Consider the following 17,970-nt stretch of genomic DNA (forward strand, 5'->3'; position numbering starts at 1 on the left):
GAAAGGAGGGAATATCGTGACATCCTTATGGCGTAAGACCGGTATTTCCACACGCTTTGTATCGGAGTTACAACACTTTTGTGCGCAGCATGAGCACATTGATAAAGTCATTTTATTTGGTTCACGCGCACGAGGGGATTATCGCCGTACTTCAGATATTGATTTAGCCATTGTGACCAAGCCTATCTCTCACTCTACGCAAAACCTCATTGCGCAAGCTATTTTAGATATACCTACACCATTGAAGATAGACATCACTTTCGTTGATCGTTTAAGGAAAGAGGCACTTCTTACGCGTATTCAAAAAGAGGGAGTCGTTGTATATGGACAAGGACAGATTGCTTGAAAAACTAAGTAATTACGAACGTGCACAAATGAGGCTTTACGAAGCGACGTTGATCAAGGAAGAAGCAACGATTATTTATGACGGTGTGATCCAGAGATTCGAGTTTACATTTGAGTTAAGTTGGAAAGTGATGAAGGTATTTTTAGCGTATATGGGTGTGACTGAGCCAAGTAGCCCGCGGACAACGTTTAAAGAAGCATTTGCTTACGGTTTGATTGAGGACGGGGAAACGTGGATAGATATGCTGATAGACCGCAATAAAACGTCGCATTTGTATGATGAAGCGGAGTCTAAACGTATCTATGACAAAATTAAATGTTCCTATCAACCATTGTTGTCGCGCTTATGTGAACGGTTAAAAGAAGAGGTCAACAACCTAGAATAACGAGTTAGAGGAGCACAAACAAATGAATGTCACAGTTTGGAATGAGTATAGACATGAACGCCAAAATGCGGAAGTGGCGTCTGTCTATCCGAATGGCATGCACGAAGAGATTGCCTCTTTTTTACGTAAAAGTGGCGTCGAAAAAGTGAACACAGCGACGCTGGATGAGCCAGAACACGGTTTGACAGAAGACGTTTTGGCACAGACAGATGTCCTCATCTGGTGGGGACATATGGCGCATGAAGAAGTGGCAGAAGCGGTTGTCAACCGTGTTTACGAGCGGGTGTTAAATGGAATGGGCTTGATTGTGCTTCATTCAGGACACTTCTCAAAGATTTTTAAAAAGCTAATGGGAACCACATGTGATTTAAAATGGCGTCAGTCGGGTGAAAAAGAGCGGCTATGGGTCGTGCAACCGAATCATCCCATTGTTGAAGGTGTACCGGAATGTATTGAACTCGATAAAGAAGAAATGTACGGCGAGCATTTTGATATTCCGGTACCTGAGGAACTGTTATTTGTTAGTTGGTTTGCAGGTGGAGAAATATGCCGCAGTGGTTGTACTTATACACGTGGACAAGGAAAGATTTTTTACTTCCGCCCGGGACATGAAACGTATCCGACTTATAAACATCCTGAAATTAGGCGCGTCATTTCTAATGCTGTTCGCTGGGCAGCACCGACGAAACGCCCAGCGCCGATATACGGAGAAGCACGAGTAAACAACTAGAGGAGAGAACAACATGAAAGCGTCGATAAAAATTGGTTTTATTGGTGTCGGAGGGATTGCGATCGACCGGCATATTCCAGCATTTGCGCGAGTGCAAACGGTTGCACTAACGGCGGTTTATGATGTCAATGAAGGGCGCGCCATGGAAGTAGCCAAACAGTTTCATATCCCACACGTGGCGACGTCACGTGCACAGTTACTTCAGATGGTAGATGCGGTTGTCATTTGTACACCAAACCGCTTTCACCATGAAGCTGCACTCGAAGCGTTGCAAGCAGGGGTACACGTACTATGTGAGAAGCCGATGGCCCTCACGGAAGCGGAATGTTTGGAAATGGAAGCAGCGGCAAAGACATCTGGGTGTGTGCTGCAAATCGCCTATCATTATCGTTTTCACCCGCAAGCATTGGCAGCGAAGCAGCTTGTGCAAGCTGGGGAAATTGGTGAGCCGCTCGTCATCAAAGTGGAAGCGTTGCGGCGCCGCAAAGTACCTGGCTGGGGCGTTTTTACGAACCGCGACCTGCAAGGTGGCGGCTGTTTAATGGATTACGGGTGTCACTTGCTTGATTTGGCGTTGTGGCTCGCCGACTTTCCGCCGGTAAAATCTGTTCATGGACAAACGTATGCGGCCGTCAGTCGCGATATTGATCAAGTGAATGAATGGGGTACTTATAATGTGGCCACGATGAATGTGGAAGACCATGCTAGTGCATATATTACATTCGCGAGCGGAGCGACGATGTTGTTTGAGACGTCTTGGGCAGCTAATATCCCGGAAGATCGGGAAACAGTCCGCATTGCAGGAACAGAAGGTGGCATTGATTTGTTTCCGCTCACGCTAAACAAATCGGGTCAAGGGCTGCTCACGACAACAACAGTGGACTGGAGTATGTATGACACCGACCAAAGCCTCGCCCAAGCGCAGCAGTTTATCGCGAGTTGTCTAGGAGAAGCAGAACCGCACGTGCGACCAGAGGAAGCGCGAATGGTGTCGGCGATGATAGAGAGGATTTATGAAGGGAATGAGTAATGAGATTTTACAAAACCACCAGAAGCGACGGGTGGTTTTTAGTTTTATGGATAAGTAAGACAACGATGTATGACAAAATGTGACAATATTACCAAAAAACGCGTGCAAAATGAGGGTATTTGTCGTACGAAAAATGGAAATTAAGGAAGGGAAAGCGGTTATTGCCGTCGAAAAGGAGGAGGAACAACAGAATCAAGGGAGGTCAACGTTTTGGCAATAAATTATGCTGGTTTGTTTGGTGGCAATACCCTTCGTAGGATAACGGAAGACACAGAAAAGCGGCTCAAGCAAATGAACTTGTGGAATAAGGACAAGGAATGGACGCCAGCGCTAATGCGCCGGCTTGGGCGCGAAGACTTTCGGGAATTTAGTTTTGAACAAGTAGCATATTCAGTGAAGAAGATGGCAAAATCCCGAATGACTGCACTGATGAATGAATATGCGTTATCGCTGCATTCTTTACCTCATATTAAAGATGCATTTGAGTATGCCGCATTATTTCAACAACGAGACATCCTCCATCAACTGATTGAACGGTATCATGATGACGAATGTCTGGTGGAATGGGTTCATGTGTACCGCTTGTTGTTGCGGGTGCTGGAAGATCCATTTACGTATGAGGAGATTATTGATGAAGCACGGCATCTTGATGTTAATGTGAAAGAACCCGTTTTGAAGATACGCTTGAAGATACTAGCCGCAAATGCTTATGATCAAATGGGAAGTATTAGAGAATCGTCTTTGTTGCTTGAAAGGTTAGTGGATGATCTCTGGAAAATTGAAACAGGGTACACAAAGAGTGTGTTGGCAAGCCGTACATTATTGTTGGTAGGTAATTACTATTTGTATGGCGAAGGAGACGTAGAAAACGCAGAAAAAAACTATTTAGCGGTGACTGTAAACGAATCCACACCAGAAGCAGCAAAAGTTGCCCCTAATCATGGATTAGGGTTGATCATGATGTGCAAAGGAGATCGCTTACAGTGCGCGTATTATTTCCAAGAAGCAATCCGGATTGCAAAAGAGACAGGACAATATGCATATCAAGAGTGTTTAGAGCGTCAATATTATCCGTTTGCCCGTAGTATATTAGGGGAAACAGTTTCTGTAGAGGGGATTACTCTTGAAGAACAAGCGCACCAATATATTGTACGTGGTGAGCGTGAGAAAGCGTTGCGTTTAATTGGAGAGTTAGAAGTGTCAGTAAAAAGTGATCCTCATTTGACATGGTATAAAGGAATGGCGACAGGGAAGAAAGAGCTTTTGTGGTCGGCATTAGGACAATTTAAAGAGAAGAGCTACGCCCATTTGGTCATGCTTATTCAACAACAACTGGAAAGCCCTACTACTAATTTGGGAGGGGAAGTTAAATGAAGGTGATAAAATGTTTCTTATTTGCTGCTGTGGTTGTGCTTGGTGTTGTAGGTTCGCATGCAAGTGCAGAGGTCGAAACTGCTGGAGGCGGAGGTGGCAAGCCAGAAATTAAGTCGCACGCAGATGATAAATAGTACATCTCATTTAGTTGGGGGCGCTTCCCCTTTTTTATTTCACGCTGTAGCTAGCGAATTTGTTCTTTTCTTTTCATAAACCGATTAAGATCGTCCATAATAGGCGATCTTAATACTGTACATGAAAGGAGCGGAATTGCGCGTGCGTATTCACCCGAAGAAAAGTCTGTATACCCAGCAACATCCGGAACAAGAGAAGTCTTTGCTGGTTGAGGAAAATGTGCAATCACAGACGTGGCATGAGTCAGGCTTATCGTCTGCCGACTTGTTTTTATATAAAAAGCAACAAGAAAGACACTAGGAACGATTCGTAAGAAAGATTTACATAAAAGAACACATGATCGCTTGACGGATGAAAAAAGAATGCGTATAGTTTAGAAACTAACTTTTACTGACATTAATATATCAACTGATGACAAGGCATGTCATTTAGAATACAAATGCTAAAGAGAAGATCGTCGTGGCTGAGAGCGATCGCATTTGTCTAAATGAGTGAACACCTTCGAGGTTTTCTTTCTGAACCGATACATTGCAGTAGGAAAGAACGTTGCTGGCGTTAACAGACAGAGTGGAGGCAGTTTTTTGCCTCAAATTGGGTGGTACCACGGGAGATTCTCTCGTCCCAGATGATTCATGCATCTGGGGCGAGAGTTTTTTTATTTCTAACGTGAAAAAAGAAAGGGGCTTTTCATGATGGCGATGCAGCTTCCACGGGGAACGCAAGATATTTTACCTGAGGATATACTTGTATGGAAACAGATTGAGAAAGTGTCGATGGAAACATGTGCGGCGTACAATTTTAAGGAGATTCGCACGCCGATATTCGAGCATACGGAAGTGTTTGCAAGAGGTGTCGGCGACACAACCGATATTGTTCAAAAAGAGATGTACACGTTTAAAGATCGCGGTGATCGAAGTTTGACGTTACGTCCAGAAGGAACGGCCTCTGTTGTTCGTGCATTCGTGGAACATAAGTTATATGGTTCACCTGCACAGCCGACAAAACTCTTTTATACTGGACCGATGTTCCGCTATGAACGTCCGCAAGCTGGTCGGATGCGCCAGTTTGTTCAATTTGGGGTTGAGGCACTAGGGAGTGCGAGCCCGCAACTAGATGCTGAAGTAATGGCATTATTAATGGATATTTGTCGGCGACTTGGATTAACGCATTTAAAATTAGTCATTAATTCGTTAGGTGACACGGAGAGTCGCGTGGCTCATCGTGAAGCGCTCATGAAACATTTTGAACCGGAGCTACATACATTATGTGGTGATTGCCAGCAGCGATTTGAAAAGAATCCTCTCCGAATTTTAGACTGTAAAAAAGACCACGCGCACCCGTTGATGGCGACAGCACCGTCGGTGTTAGATCATTTGAATGAGGAGTCAAGCCAATATTTTGCGGAATTGAAGCAGACACTTGATTTGCTAGAAATTCCTTATGAAGTCGATGCTAACCTCGTTCGTGGGCTGGACTACTATAACCATACTGCATTTGAGTTAATGAGTACGGCGCCAGGGTTTGGTGCGATTACTACTTTGTGTGGTGGCGGGCGTTACAACGGACTTGTTGAGCAATTTGGCGGGCCAGAGACACCAGGGATTGGTTTTGCGTTTAGCATTGAACGATTGATTTTGGCAATGAAAACGGAAGGTGTGGCGTTACCAGAAGCGCAAGGATTGGATGCTTATGTCATTGCTCTTGGCAAAGATGCGCACATGCAGGCGATGAAATTGTTATATGACTTACGCCAAGCGGGTGTGCATGCAGATAAAGATTATTTAGATAAAAAGATGAAAGCTCAGTTCAAAGCCGCTGACCGGTATCACGCGAAATATGCGGTGATTTTAGGGGAAGACGAGTTGGCGCGTTCATGTGCGGTCGTCAAGCATATGCAACGAGGGACACAACAAGAAGTGGCACTAAGTGAGCTCGTGCCGTGGTTGAGACAAGAATTGGAGGGAGAGGAACATCATGAGTAAAGGTCGACATCAATGCGGGAAATTAGGGAGCGATCATATCGGACAAGTTGTTCATTTAAAAGGATGGGTACAGCGGCGCCGCGACTTGGGGCAACTAATCTTTTTAGATGTACGTGATCATTCGGGGATTGTGCAAACGGTTTGTAGCCCGGAAATTAATGAAACGGCATTACAAGAAGCGGAGAAAATGCGGAATGAGTATGTCGTATCCCTTAGTGGTACGGTGGTGGCACGCGAGCCAGAAAATGTCTCGACAAAGCTTGTGACAGGTGCGATTGAAGTGCATGTCCATGAAATGACATTAATCAATGCAGCGAAGCCGTTGCCCTTCCAAATTGAAGCCAATACAGATGCCTCAGAAGATGTCCGGTTACACCATCGGTATATTGACTTGCGTCGCCCTGATATGCAAACTGTTTTTGCATTGCGTCACCGGGTGACAAAGGTGATGCGTGATTTTCTCGACCGTGATGGCTTTTTAGAAATTGAGACGCCAATGTTGACGAAAAGCACACCAGAAGGGGCACGGGACTACCTCGTCCCGAGTCGGGTACATCCGGGCTCATTTTATGCGCTCCCACAATCGCCACAAATGTTTAAGCAGTTGCTGATGGTAGCAGGGTTTGAAAAATATTTTCAAGTTGTTCGTTGTTTCCGTGACGAGGATCTTCGTGCCGACCGACAACCAGAGTTTACACAAATTGATATTGAAACAAGTTTTTCAAGTACAGAAGAAATATTGGCGATGACAGAGTCTATGATGAAGCTGTTGTTAAAAGAGACACATGCCCTTACGCTAGCCGAGTCTTTCCCGCGAATGACGTATGCTGAAGCGATGGATCGCTATGGTTCTGACAAACCGGATACACGTTTTGCGATGGAGTTAGTTGAGCTTGGTGAAGTAGTGGCGGATACAACGTTTCAAGTATTCACACGTGCACTTGAAGCAGGTGGCATCGTCAAAGGATTGACACTTGCTGGAGGCGCAGACAAGCTGTCGCGTAAAGAAATTGATGCACTGGCTGAATTTGTGAAGCCGTACGGAGCAAAAGGGCTAGCGTGGCTTAAAGTGACCGAAGAAGGCATTGCTGGACCGATTGCGAAGTTCTTTGATGAGGATCAAACAAAGGCATTGTTGACAGCGATGGGCGCCAAGCCATCGGACTTGCTCTTGTTTGCCGCAGACAAAAGTCAAATTGTGTATGATGCGCTCGGCGCCTTGCGGTTAAAGCTAGCGAAACAGTTTGGTATGATTGACGAGACGAAGTTCAACTTCTTATGGGTCGTCGACTTCCCGCTTGTTGAGTATGATGCCGGGGCAAAGCGCTACGTCGCGTTACATCATCCATTTACACGGCCGAAAGCAGAAGATGAGCATTTAATGGAGACGGCTCCTGAAAAAGTACGGGCAGAAGCGTATGACCTCGTATTGAATGGTTATGAGCTCGGCGGCGGATCACAGCGGATTTATGAGCGTGAATTACAAACACGGATGTTCCAATTACTCGGGTTTAGTGAAGAAGAGGCAAAAGAAGCGTTTGGATTCTTACTAGAGGCATTTGAATATGGTGCCCCGCCACACGGCGGGATTGCCCTCGGGTTAGACCGGATTGTTATGCTGCTGGCAGGCAAGACAAATTTACGTGACGTCATTGCCTTTCCAAAAACAGCAAGTGCAAGTGACTTGCTAATGGATGCGCCAAATGAAGTGGCACTCGCGCAGTTGTTAGATTTACATGTATCTGTACAAAGAAAATAAGTATGCACAGCGCCTCCTTTCTGAATGACAGTAAGGAGGCGCGTTTCATGTTTGTGAGCGGAAAGTTGTTTCGGGAACAAGGGTTTTAAAAGCGGCAATGAATGCTTTCGGGTTGGTGTTAATTTGGTAAGTGAGGACACCGCGGCTTGTATGCAAATATAAAAATCCAATCGTTTTTTTGCCACTCGGTAACCGATAAGAGACGTCAAAAATGATAGAAAGAGCGATCTTTTCTCCTTTTACGTCAATGTGATCATCGTATAAAGACATTGTGAAAGGAATTTGCGTCACCTTTTTCTCAAGTGAATTTATTTCTTGTCTTACTTCAATACATTGTTGCGTTGCACGTGCGTCCATAAACTTCACACCTTTTTAGTGGTCAAATATTTTTTATCCTATAGATAGTGTAACGGAACATTAGCGAGGATACAATGAGCGGATGCAAAGTTAAAAAAATGTTAGGTGAATTTTCAGAACAACTTGCATAGGGCAATGTAGTCTGATATAATCAAATCAAGAAATCACATGATCCTGTGATGTGCGTAAGATGTTTTTCTTTGAGCCAACACTTTAGACGAGGGAGCTTGGCGTTGTTTGTCCGATTACAAGCCTTGGAAGTGAAGGGGACGTAAAAAGGCAAATGCAGAGCGCCCACCTGCGTAGCAGGTTCAAAGCGTCACCTTTTACGGCATTAGCGGGACATAAAAAAGTACCCAAGTGGGTACTTTTTTATGTGAATACGAACATGAGAGAGGACAGGGTCGGCGATGTTACATCAATTTTCAAGAAATGAGTTAGCAATTGGTCAAGAAGGATTGCAGCGGTTGAAGGAGAGCACGGTCGCTGTCTTAGGTGTTGGTGGTGTTGGTTCGTTCTCTGCTGAAGCATTGGCGCGTTCAGGTGTTGGCCGGATCATCCTTGTCGATAAGGATGATGTTGATATTACAAATGTGAATCGACAAATCCACGCACTTCTCTCGACGGTAGGTCAGCCGAAAGTGGAACTAATGGAAGCGCGTATAAAAGATATTAACCCAGCTTGTGATGTGGTGGCATTAAAGATGTTTTATACCGAGGAAACATATGAAAGTTTTTTTGAATATGGGATTGATTACGTCATAGATGCAAGCGATACAATTTCTTATAAAGTACATTTAATTGAACAATGTAAAAAGCGGGGTATCCCGGTTATTTCAAGTATGGGTGTGGCGAATAAGATGGATCCAACACGATTGCGTGTCGTGGATATATCTAATACAAGTTATGATCCGATTGCACGAGTGGTGCGGACGCGTCTTCGTAAAGTCGGTATCCATAAAGGGGTTGACGTTGTCTTCTCTGATGAGAAGCCGATTCGGATTCGGGAAGAAGTGCGTGCCGATATTGTCCCGCCTGCTGCGGAAGAAGGACCGATTCGGAAGGCGAAAATGCCGCCGTCATCTAATGCATTTGTGCCGTCTATTTCTGGCTTGATGATGGCAGGCCATGTGATTAATCGATTGCTTGAAGGGATAAAGATTGAGCGGCAACCATAAAAGAACCAAGCCAGAGGGCATGGTTCTTTTATGTGAAACGAATCGGTTGATACGCACTCTTTAATTGGAGAGCTTTTCAAGATTACCATTAGGCTCCATTCGAAAAGTCGCGCTGTCAGTTTGTTCATCTTCTAAAATGGCCATGCGGCGCGCCCGGTTCATAATTTGAATGAGTGATTGATAATCTTCTTCAATCATACTATGATCTTGTTTATGTTTTTGGAGCGAGGTTTCAAGCTCCTGTAAACGTTGTTGTGACTGTCGGAGTTCATTCCGAAGTTGCTCATTTTCTTGTAGCAAGCCTGTATGTTGTTGTTCAGTTGTTGCATATTGTTGCAGTTGTTGAATGATGGACGCGAGTGTTACATTTGTTGGCGTATGTGCTTGCTCGTGATCCATTTGAAAGAATCGTGAAACGGGTTGTCTCGTTTCTTGCCTGCGAGGTTGTGAGAAAAAGTGCGTTGTTTGGGCGCGTTTTCTTTCTTTTCGCTCCCGTTTTGCTAATTCAATATTTTGCAAGTGTTTTTTACGGACAACGGCGTTCCATCTAAAGCCACAGGCAGCGGATGTCCGGTTTAATAGATCGCCTACTTCATCAAACGCTCTTAATTGTGTGCTACCTTCTTTGATATGAGTGAGGACTGTCTCAGCTAGCAGGACATCGTCTTCGTGGGACCATGCGTCTTGTCTCACTTTCATATGTTCAACCCCTTTTGCTATGGTATGACTATAATATTTCCTTACAAAAAGAATTTTATACAAGTCTTGCATGAGGAAGTGAGACAAAATGGATGATCAACCTCGTCATATCATTTGTGCTGTAACGTTTCATAAACTTGCGCAAGCGCTTGTTCAAATTTTCCTGTCTTCTTTGCATCATAATATTGGTGGTGCGCAATGGCATCCGGTAAGTATTGTTGTTTCACCCAACCAGATTTGTGGTTATGTGGATATTGATAGGTAAGACCATTGCCTAATTGTTTTGCGCCTTGATAGTGTGCATCTTTTAAATGGCGTGGAATTGTCCCGCTCTCTCCTTTGTGTAATGCAGCAATGGCATGATCAATCGCTTGATAGGCGCTATTGCTTTTAGGGGACAGTGCGAGTTCTACGACAGCGTTAGCAAGTGGGATTCGTGCTTCTGGCGGTCCTAATCGCTCGGAAGCTTCAATGGCAGCGAGTGTACGAGGTCCAGCTTGTGGATTCGCAAGTCCAATATCTTCATAGGCGATCACAAGGAGACGGCGATGAATACTTGCAAAGTCTCCAGCGACAAGCAAGCGCGCCAAATAGTGAAGGCTTGCATTGACGTCACTGCCGCGAATAGATTTTTGGAATGCAGAGAGGACATCATAGTGTGCATCGCCATCTTTGTCATGCTGAATGTATTTTTTTTGAATGCTTTGTTCCGCTGTTTTTAAAGTGATGTGGCGTTCGCCGTGTTCATTTTTTTGGGTAGATAAAACGGCTAGCTCCAGCGCATTTAAAGCAGCGCGTACATCCCCACCGCAAGCGCGTGCGAGATGAGGGATGGCTTCTTCTTCCATATGAATAGATGCTTCGCCAAAGCCATTTTTGCTATCTCTTAATGCGCGTCGAAGCACATTTTCAATGTCATCTGGCTGCGGGGTGGCTAGTTCAAAAATATGGCAGCGACTGCGTACCGCAGGATTGATCGCGTGATAAGGGTTAGCAGTTGTGGCACCGATAAGGCATAATTGTCCATTTTCAAGGTGAGGGAGGAGCAAATCTTGTTTTCCTTTGTCAAGCCGGTGTACCTCGTCTAATATTAGTAATAGTGAACCGGACATTTTCGCTTCTTCAATCACGACGACGATATCTTTTTTCTGGTGTGTAGCTGCATTAAGCATGCGAAACGGGTAACCGCATGTACCAGCAATGGCGCGGGCAAGCGAAGTTTTTCCAGTGCCAGGCGGACCGTATAAGATCATGGAAGATAACTGTTTTGTTTCAATCATCCTACGCAGCAACATCCCCTCTCCTAAAATCGCGGATTGACCAATGATGTGTGCAATGTCGGTTGGGCGCATGCGGTAAGCAAGTGGTTGTTTTTTCATAGGTGGTCGTTCGCCTCTCTTCCAATTTCATACTATTATACGTGTAAAGAAGAAGAATTTCGTAAACTAACAGTGAAAAATCCTTTCATTCTCATTTTCGGCAGTGTATACTATAAAGTATAACATCCTTTCACGATTTTGAGGGCAAAAGGGAGGTGTGACAAAGCAAATGAGTGAACAAATGCTGGAAAAAATCTTACACAAACTAGGCGATATGGAAGCGGATATTAAAGTGATGAAACAAGATCAGTCATCAATGAAAGAAGATCTGTTATCAATGAAAGAAGAACAATCGTTTATGAAAATGGAGCAGCAACAGATGAAGCAAGCTGTATTGGAAACGAATGACAAAGTACATGAGATTGACGAAAATATGCAAGTTTTAAAGCGACAACAGAAGGAACATAGCCGGTTATTAGGGGTTTTGTCAGCTCGTTCATTATTACATGAGGCATAAATAGTACGATAAGTGATAGCGATTGTGTAATGAGGTTCCTTGCTTACTTAGATACAGGCTTCAAAGACCAGAGGAACCTTTTTGTTTTCTTTTGTGTTACGTAGGAAAAATCGGTACATAAATAACAGAATTAACTTTAATATTGATTTATTTGTTATTTTTGTCGCATCTCCTTTTTCAATCGTGGGTGTTAACGTTATAGAGAAACATGTTATAATATGGACGGATAAAGAAGCATATTTAATAGTGGAAATTCAAAAGAGCAGTGATGCAAGAAAGTTGCGCCATTGAGACGATAAAGGGTGATAAGATGAAGATTTCAACGAAAGGGCGTTACGGCTTAACGATGATGATGGCACTTGCGAAAAAGGCTGGAGAAGGACCGATTTCATTAAAGTCGATCGCCAAGGAACACAAGTTGTCGGAACACTATTTGGAACAGTTGATTACACCATTGCGTCATGCAGAGCTTGTCAAAAGTGTGCGAGGCGCTTATGGTGGTTATATGTTAAATAAACGAGCAGAAGAAATTACGGCCGGTGATATTATTCGTGTACTGGAAGGACCAATCAGTCCAGTTGAAGTATTAGAAGATGAAGAGCCAGCCAAAAGAGATTTATGGATCAAAATTCGTGATGCGGTAAAAGAGGTCCTTGATCAAACGACGTTAGCAGATTTAGCCAATTTTAAACAAGAGCGTGAGCAGGAATATTACATGTTTTATATTTAAAACTGATTTGCGATGAATGCCAGTGAAAAGGATTCGTTTCTGGCTTCTGGAAAAAGGGAGTGATCTCATGGAAACGAAGGAAGCGGTCTATATGGATCATGCAGCGACGTCCGGATTGCATCCGGTCGCTTTCGAGGCAATGCGTCCTTACTTTTTAGAACAGTACGGTAACCCGTCAAGTTTGCATCAATTTGGGCGTGAAGCAAAAAAAGCGGTAGTGGCTGCCCGCCAAACCATTGCTTCGTTGCTTTCTGCATCCCCTGCCTCTGTTTTATTCACCAGTGGTGGCACAGAGTCGATTAACCTTGCTTTATTTGGCTATGTGCGACAGTACGGTCGTCCAGGGGCTCATATCATTACAACCGAAATTGAACACCACGCGGTTGCACATGCAATTTCTGAGCTAGAACAGGAAGGGTACCGAGTGACGCGTTTACCCGTTAACCAATCAGGTGTGGTCTCCGTTGAAGCGATTAAACGCGTATTGACAGATGACACGGTGCTTGTATCCATTATGTATGCGAATAATGAAACAGGTGCACTTGCGCCAGTTCCAGAAATTGGTAGACTCCTGAAGGGTCATCCGGCAGTGTTTCATACAGATGCGGTACAAGCTGCAAGTAGTTGTTTGCTTGATGTGGATGCACTCGGCGTAGATTTAATGTCAATTTCTAGTCATAAAGTAAACGGACCAAAAGGAGTAGGCTGTTTGTATGTGCGTAATGGTATTGTGCTAAAACCGTTACTTTATGGTGGCGAACAGGAACAAAAGCGCCGAGCAGGAACAGAAGATGTACCGGGCATTGTCGGGTTTGCGAAAGCATTTGCAATCACTACCAAAGAGCAAAACATACGAAAGCAGCATTACATGACGCTCAGACAAGCATTGTTGACGATATTAGCGCGTGAAGGTGTGTCTTATGAGATTAATGGCACAAGTGAACGTACGTTGGCGCACATTCTGAATATCCATTTCCCGAAAGTGAAGACGGAGACGCTGCTTGCCCAATTAGATTTAGCTGGCATTGCTGTGTCGGGTGGTTCTGCTTGCACCGCAGGCACACTTGAACCATCACATGTTTTACAATCAATGTATGGAAAACAGTCACCGCGAGTACAAGGATCGATTCGGATTAGTTTTGGTTATACAAATACATGCGCAGAAGCAACTTACGTGGGCACAATGCTCGCCAAATATGTGCGACAAGCGCAGGTGGACGAGCCATTTATTCAATAGTATTGCGGAAATAAGGAAGGTGGCAAGGTGATGGAAGCACAGAGAAAAACGCGTGTGGTTGTGGGCATGTCTGGCGGTGTAGATTCATCGGTGACAGCATTATTATTAAAAGAACAAGGGTACGATGTCATCGGTATTTTTATGAAAAATTGGAATGAAGAGAACGACGCCGGCTTTTGCTCAGCGCAAGAAGATTATGAAGATGTCGCACGTGTGTGTGAACAACTAGATATTCCCTATTATGCTGTAAACTTTGAAAAACAGTATTGGGATAAAGTGTTTACTTACTTCTTAAATGAATATAAAGCTGGAAGAACACCGAATCCAGATGTGATGTGTAATAAAGAGATTAAATTCAAGGCATTTTTAAATCACGCGCTCACACTAGGTGCCGATTATGTCGCAACCGGACATTATGCACGACTTGAAGTGCAAGATGGTGAATATCAGTTATGTAAAGGGTTGGATCAGAACAAAGACCAAACGTACTTTCTTTATGCATTGAGTCAGAAGCAGTTGTCGAAAGTGATGTTTCCACTGGGCGAATTGCCGAAAGTAGAAGTGCGTAAACGTGCGGAGGATGCAGGGCTGGCAACCGCAAAAAAGAAGGATAGCACTGGCATTTGTTTTATTGGTGAGCGCGATTTCAAGTCATTTTTACAAACATTCCTGCCAGCTCAACCAGGTCGGATGGAAACCGCTGCTGGAGAAGTGAAGGGTACTCATGACGGTTTAATGTACTACACACTTGGTCAGCGTCAAGGTCTAGGAATCGGTGGCGCAGGTGAACCTTGGTTTGTCATTGACAAAGACATTGCCCGCAATGTACTTGTGGTTGGGCAAGGGGATGACCATGAAGGATTATATAGCACTGGATTGATCGCTACGGATGTCAATTGGATTTCAAAAGTAGCACCGGCAAAACCTTTTTCATGCATGGCAAAGTTTCGCTATCGCCAAGCGGACCAGGCGGTGACGGTTGTGCCAAGCGAAGAAGGGAAAGTGCGCGTCACTTTTGAAACGCGACAACGAGCAATTACGCCTGGTCAAGCGGTCGTTTTTTATGAAGGAGATCGCTGTATTGGTGGTGCAACGATTGATCAAGTATTAAAAACGTTGTAACAGGCGGCTGTTGCCATTGGGAGGAGCAATAAAAAATGGATGAACAACAAGGCGCAATTTTCATGCGCGAAGGAAAGTATGAAGAGGCAGCAAAGTATTTCACTGCATATATTGAGGAAAATCCAAAAGATGCGATAGGTTATGTGAATATGGGGAACTTGCTCCATGTGTTGGGCGATCAAGAGCGGGCACACGTTTTTTTTGAACGTGCAATTGAATTAGAACCTGATTCGGCCGTCGCTTATTACAGTGCTGGGACACTGTATTATGAGCAAGAAATGTATGAGCAGGCGATTCAACATTTTAAACAGGCACATAAAAACGGTTTAGATGAAGCGGACTTGTATTATATGCTTGGGATGAGTTATTACCAGCAAGGGACGTTGCCGCATGCATTGGCAAACTTTAGTCGAGCGCATGAAATGAATGAGATGGATGTAGAGGTTTGTTTCCAATACGGTCTTTGCTTGGCGCAATTAGAACAGCTAACAGAGGCACGTAGGCTGTTTGAAAAAACGTTGTCATTAGATGAAACACATGCGGACGCCCATTATAATTTAGGGGTTGCACAAGCTGCAAATAATGAAATAGATGAAGCATTGGCATCGTTTACCCGCGCATTACATTACCAGCCCGATCATTTACTTGCTGGAAATGGCAAGCGTGTAGTAGAAGACGCATTAAATAAAGGATGACCGGCATGGAACGTCCAGCAGAGCTGAGTATTCAAGGTTTTATTAAAGGTGAAATTGTCCACGTCCTGTTTCGTAACGATGAAAATGATTATACAGTGGCGTTATTACGTGTGCATGAAACAAATGAAGAACTTCATACAAAAAAAGTCACCATCGTGGGCCATTTACCGACGTTGGAGCTACATGAACTGTTTATTTTTCAAGGACAACTGACAGAACATCCACGTTTTGGTACACAGTATCGTGTGGAAGCCTTCCGCCGTGACATACCTCAGACAAAAAATGGGATTGTGCGTTTCTTAGCAAGTGATCGTTTTCCGGGTGTGGGAATAAAGACAGCAGAGGTGATTGTCGATACGCTTGGAGAACGTGCGATTTCGTGCATTGTGGAAGACCGGTCTGTCCTTGACGATGTGCCGAAACTTAAAAAAGAAGTTGCTGATAGGTTATACGAGCAATTGCTCGATCAACAAGGGGCAGAACAAGTATTGTTACAGTTGTCACAGTATGGATTCGGAACAGAACTATCGATGGCAGTTTACCGTGCGTATAAGCTCCAAGCACTGGATATTATTCGTACAACCCCATATAAGTTGATTGAAGATGTCGAAGGAATTGGGTTTCGCCGTGCGGATCAGTTAGGGGCGGCAGTTGGTTTGACTGGGAGTCATCCTGAACGATTGCGCGCAGGGCTACTTTATTTGCTGGGCGAATTAAGTGTGCAGCAAGGGCACATGTACCTTTTGCAGTTTGATCTTGTACAAGAAGCGAGCGCCTTGCTAAGTCACCCACATACTGAGATTACTGTAGATGAATTGAACAAAACACTCATCGAGATGAGTGAAGAAGATTTATTATTCATTGAAGAAGATCGTGTCTATATGAAGACATTATACTTTGCTGAAAAAGGCATTGCCCGCAATACGCATCGCTTGTTGTCGCAAACAATGAAACAGCAATTTCCAGACTCAGAAATTGAAAAGACGTTAGGGTTTTTGGAGGAATCGCACGGGGTGACGTACGCGCTTGCGCAGAAAGAGGCCATACACAAAGCGCTGTCTTTACCATTATTATTATTGACAGGTGGTCCAGGGACGGGAAAAACAACAGTGATTAAAGGCATTGTGGAGGCCTATGCCCACCTACATGGTATTTCTCTTGCTGTTGAGACATACAGCGAGAACAATCCTTTTCCGTTAAAATTAACAGCGCCAACAGGTAGAGCGAGTAAACGTATGGCCGAAGCGACAGGGTTACCAGCGAGTACGATCCATAGCTTGCTTGAATGGAAAGGAAGTGACATCGGTTTTGGCAAAGGTGATCATGACCAATTAGACGGCGAATTACTCATTGTCGATGAAGTATCCATGGTGGATGCTTGGGTCGCACATCAATTATTTAAGGCGATTCCGCGTGGGATGCAGGTTGTTCTTGTTGGGGATGAAAACCAATTGCCGTCCGTAGGCCCTGGACAAGTGCTAAAAGACTTGTTAGCTTGCGGAAACATTCCCACCGTGCAGCTGACAGGGATTTACCGCCAAGCGGAAGGATCATCCATTATTGAACTAGCGCATGCTGTCAAGGACGGTAACATTCCGAGCGATTTTCAAGCTCAGAAACCAGACTACCGCTTTTTTCCTTGTCACGCAGGACAAGTACAAGAGATGGTCGGTCAAATTTGTATGAATGCAGTAAAAAAAGGTTACACGGCAAAAGATGTCCAAGTATTAGCGCCGATGTATAAAGGGCCTGCCGGTATTATTGCGCTAAATGAGTGGTTACAATCGTTATTTAATCCACCAAAAAAAGGACGACGAGAACTATCATATGGGGACGTGGTATTTCGTACAGGGGACATGGTTTTACAATTGATTAACAACGCAGAAGATGGTGTATATAATGGTGACCGAGGTGAGATTGTCGGAATCATTTATGCAAAAGAAACGGTGGAAAAACGCGATCAAGTGGTTGTCTCTTATGATGGGGTTGAGGTGACGTATGAGAAAAAGGATTTAGGTAATATTACTCATGCATATTGCTCATCCATTCATAAAGCACAAGGAAGCGAATTTCCGATTGTTGTTGTGCCTATCGTTGCCAATTATCATCGTATGTTACGTCGCAACTTATTGTATACAGCCATTACGCGTGCGCAACAGTTTTTGTTGTTGTGTGGAGACATACGTACCATTGAAATGGCTGCAAAAAATACTCATGATATTGAGCGGTATTCAAAGCTGCAAGAACGTCTCAGCATGACTACAAGTGAGAGAGCAGAGGCCAAAATCCAAAGTGAGGGCGTCCGGGACGAGTAACTTTTAGGAAATGTCTTCCGTCTTCTCGGTTGCATAGCGTCGTGTGGAGCTGCTTAAACT

18 protein-coding genes, 1 other RNA gene and 1 other annotated feature are annotated in these 17,970 nt (G+C 44.2%); of the genes, 16 read left to right on the top strand and 3 right to left on the bottom strand.

What is annotated here, in order from left to right:
* Positions 1-16 precede the first annotated feature (16 nt).
* From NSQ26_RS02300 to aspS, 8 genes are all read left to right on the top strand, one after another.
* Complete coding sequence (locus NSQ26_RS02300) at positions 17-346, top strand: nucleotidyltransferase domain-containing protein (RefSeq protein ID WP_176763856.1); 330 nt, start codon at positions 17-19, stop codon at positions 344-346.
* Entirely contained in the window at positions 324-731 is a 408-nt protein-coding gene (locus tag NSQ26_RS02305) for a nucleotidyltransferase substrate binding protein (protein ID WP_499719009.1), read from the top strand. The genes NSQ26_RS02300 and NSQ26_RS02305 overlap by 23 nt, the downstream gene beginning before the upstream one ends.
* A 22-nt stretch (positions 732-753) precedes the next feature.
* Positions 754-1,461, top strand: coding sequence for a ThuA domain-containing protein (locus NSQ26_RS02310; RefSeq protein ID WP_499719010.1), 708 nt, complete (start codon positions 754-756; stop codon positions 1,459-1,461).
* Positions 1,462-1,474: 13 nt separating this feature from the next.
* On the top strand, positions 1,475-2,491 hold the full coding sequence (locus NSQ26_RS02315; protein WP_499719011.1) for a Gfo/Idh/MocA family protein: 1,017 nt from the start codon (positions 1,475-1,477) through the stop codon (positions 2,489-2,491).
* Between the two features lie 210 nt (positions 2,492-2,701).
* Positions 2,702-3,865: an AimR family lysis-lysogeny pheromone receptor gene (locus NSQ26_RS02320; RefSeq protein ID WP_090775665.1), complete on the top strand. Its 1,164-nt coding sequence runs from the start codon at positions 2,702-2,704 to the stop codon at positions 3,863-3,865.
* On the top strand, positions 3,862-3,999 hold the full coding sequence (locus NSQ26_RS02325) for a hypothetical protein (RefSeq protein ID WP_176763855.1): 138 nt from the start codon (positions 3,862-3,864) through the stop codon (positions 3,997-3,999). The genes NSQ26_RS02320 and NSQ26_RS02325 overlap by 4 nt, the downstream gene beginning before the upstream one ends.
* Positions 4,000-4,402: 403 nt before the next feature.
* Positions 4,403-4,627: a binding site (T-box leader), on the top strand.
* Positions 4,628-4,692: 65 nt separating this feature from the next.
* Positions 4,693-5,982 carry a histidine--tRNA ligase gene (hisS, locus tag NSQ26_RS02330; RefSeq protein ID WP_499719012.1) on the top strand — a complete coding sequence of 430 codons (1,290 nt, stop codon included), beginning with the start codon at positions 4,693-4,695 and terminating at the stop codon, positions 5,980-5,982.
* Entirely contained in the window at positions 5,975-7,741 is a 1,767-nt protein-coding gene (gene aspS, locus NSQ26_RS02335) for an aspartate--tRNA ligase (protein ID WP_499719013.1), read from the top strand. The genes hisS and aspS overlap by 8 nt, the downstream gene beginning before the upstream one ends.
* A 45-nt stretch (positions 7,742-7,786) precedes the next feature.
* On the opposite strand, the gene NSQ26_RS02340 is transcribed toward aspS, so the two are convergent.
* Entirely contained in the window at positions 7,787-8,098 is a 312-nt protein-coding gene (locus NSQ26_RS02340; RefSeq protein WP_499719014.1) for a hypothetical protein, read from the bottom strand.
* Positions 8,099-8,266: 168 nt separating this feature from the next.
* On the opposite strand from NSQ26_RS02340, the gene ssrS reads away from it, so the two are divergent.
* Together ssrS and NSQ26_RS02350 are read left to right on the top strand one after the other, a co-directional pair.
* Positions 8,267-8,446: non-coding RNA, 6S RNA (gene ssrS, locus NSQ26_RS02345), on the top strand.
* Positions 8,447-8,508: 62 nt separating this feature from the next.
* Complete coding sequence (locus NSQ26_RS02350) at positions 8,509-9,276, top strand: tRNA threonylcarbamoyladenosine dehydratase (protein ID WP_090775661.1); 768 nt, start codon at positions 8,509-8,511, stop codon at positions 9,274-9,276.
* A 60-nt stretch (positions 9,277-9,336) separates the two neighbouring features.
* Here NSQ26_RS02350 and NSQ26_RS02355 read toward each other — a convergent pair whose 3' ends face one another.
* The gene (locus NSQ26_RS02355; RefSeq protein WP_090775660.1) at positions 9,337-9,975 is read right to left on the bottom strand and encodes an RsfA family transcriptional regulator; all 639 of its coding nucleotides are present in this window, start codon (positions 9,973-9,975) and stop codon (positions 9,337-9,339) included.
* Between the two features lie 110 nt (positions 9,976-10,085).
* Positions 10,086-11,354 (bottom strand): replication-associated recombination protein A, encoded by a 1,269-nt coding sequence (locus tag NSQ26_RS02360; RefSeq protein WP_499719015.1) that lies wholly within the window; start codon positions 11,352-11,354, stop codon positions 10,086-10,088.
* Positions 11,355-11,511: 157 nt separating this feature from the next.
* On the opposite strand from NSQ26_RS02360, the gene NSQ26_RS02365 reads away from it, so the two are divergent.
* The 6 genes from NSQ26_RS02365 (at position 11,512) to recD2 (ending at position 17,910) form a co-directional block, all read left to right on the top strand.
* Entirely contained in the window at positions 11,512-11,811 is a 300-nt protein-coding gene (locus NSQ26_RS02365) for a hypothetical protein (protein WP_499719016.1), read from the top strand.
* 310 nt (positions 11,812-12,121) lie between these two features.
* Positions 12,122-12,541, top strand: coding sequence for a cysteine metabolism transcriptional regulator CymR (gene cymR / locus NSQ26_RS02370; protein WP_090775822.1), 420 nt, complete (start codon positions 12,122-12,124; stop codon positions 12,539-12,541).
* Positions 12,542-12,608: 67 nt separating this feature from the next.
* On the top strand, positions 12,609-13,778 hold the full coding sequence (locus NSQ26_RS02375; RefSeq protein WP_499719017.1) for a cysteine desulfurase family protein: 1,170 nt from the start codon (positions 12,609-12,611) through the stop codon (positions 13,776-13,778).
* A gap of 30 nt (positions 13,779-13,808) precedes the next feature.
* A complete protein-coding gene (gene mnmA / locus NSQ26_RS02380; protein ID WP_499719018.1) occupies positions 13,809-14,900 on the top strand; it encodes a tRNA 2-thiouridine(34) synthase MnmA in 1,092 nt (363 codons plus the stop codon).
* 35 nt (positions 14,901-14,935) lie between these two features.
* On the top strand, positions 14,936-15,595 hold the full coding sequence (locus tag NSQ26_RS02385) for a tetratricopeptide repeat protein (protein ID WP_499719019.1): 660 nt from the start codon (positions 14,936-14,938) through the stop codon (positions 15,593-15,595).
* Positions 15,596-15,600: 5 nt separating this feature from the next.
* Positions 15,601-17,910, top strand: coding sequence for an SF1B family DNA helicase RecD2 (recD2, locus tag NSQ26_RS02390; protein WP_499719020.1), 2,310 nt, complete (start codon positions 15,601-15,603; stop codon positions 17,908-17,910).
* Positions 17,911-17,970: the final 60 nt, after the last annotated feature.

The organism is Bacillus sp. FSL W7-1360, from assembly GCF_038592975.1.
In the GTDB taxonomy this organism is placed as follows: Bacteria; Bacillota; Bacilli; order Bacillales; family Bacillaceae_D; genus Shouchella; species Shouchella lonarensis.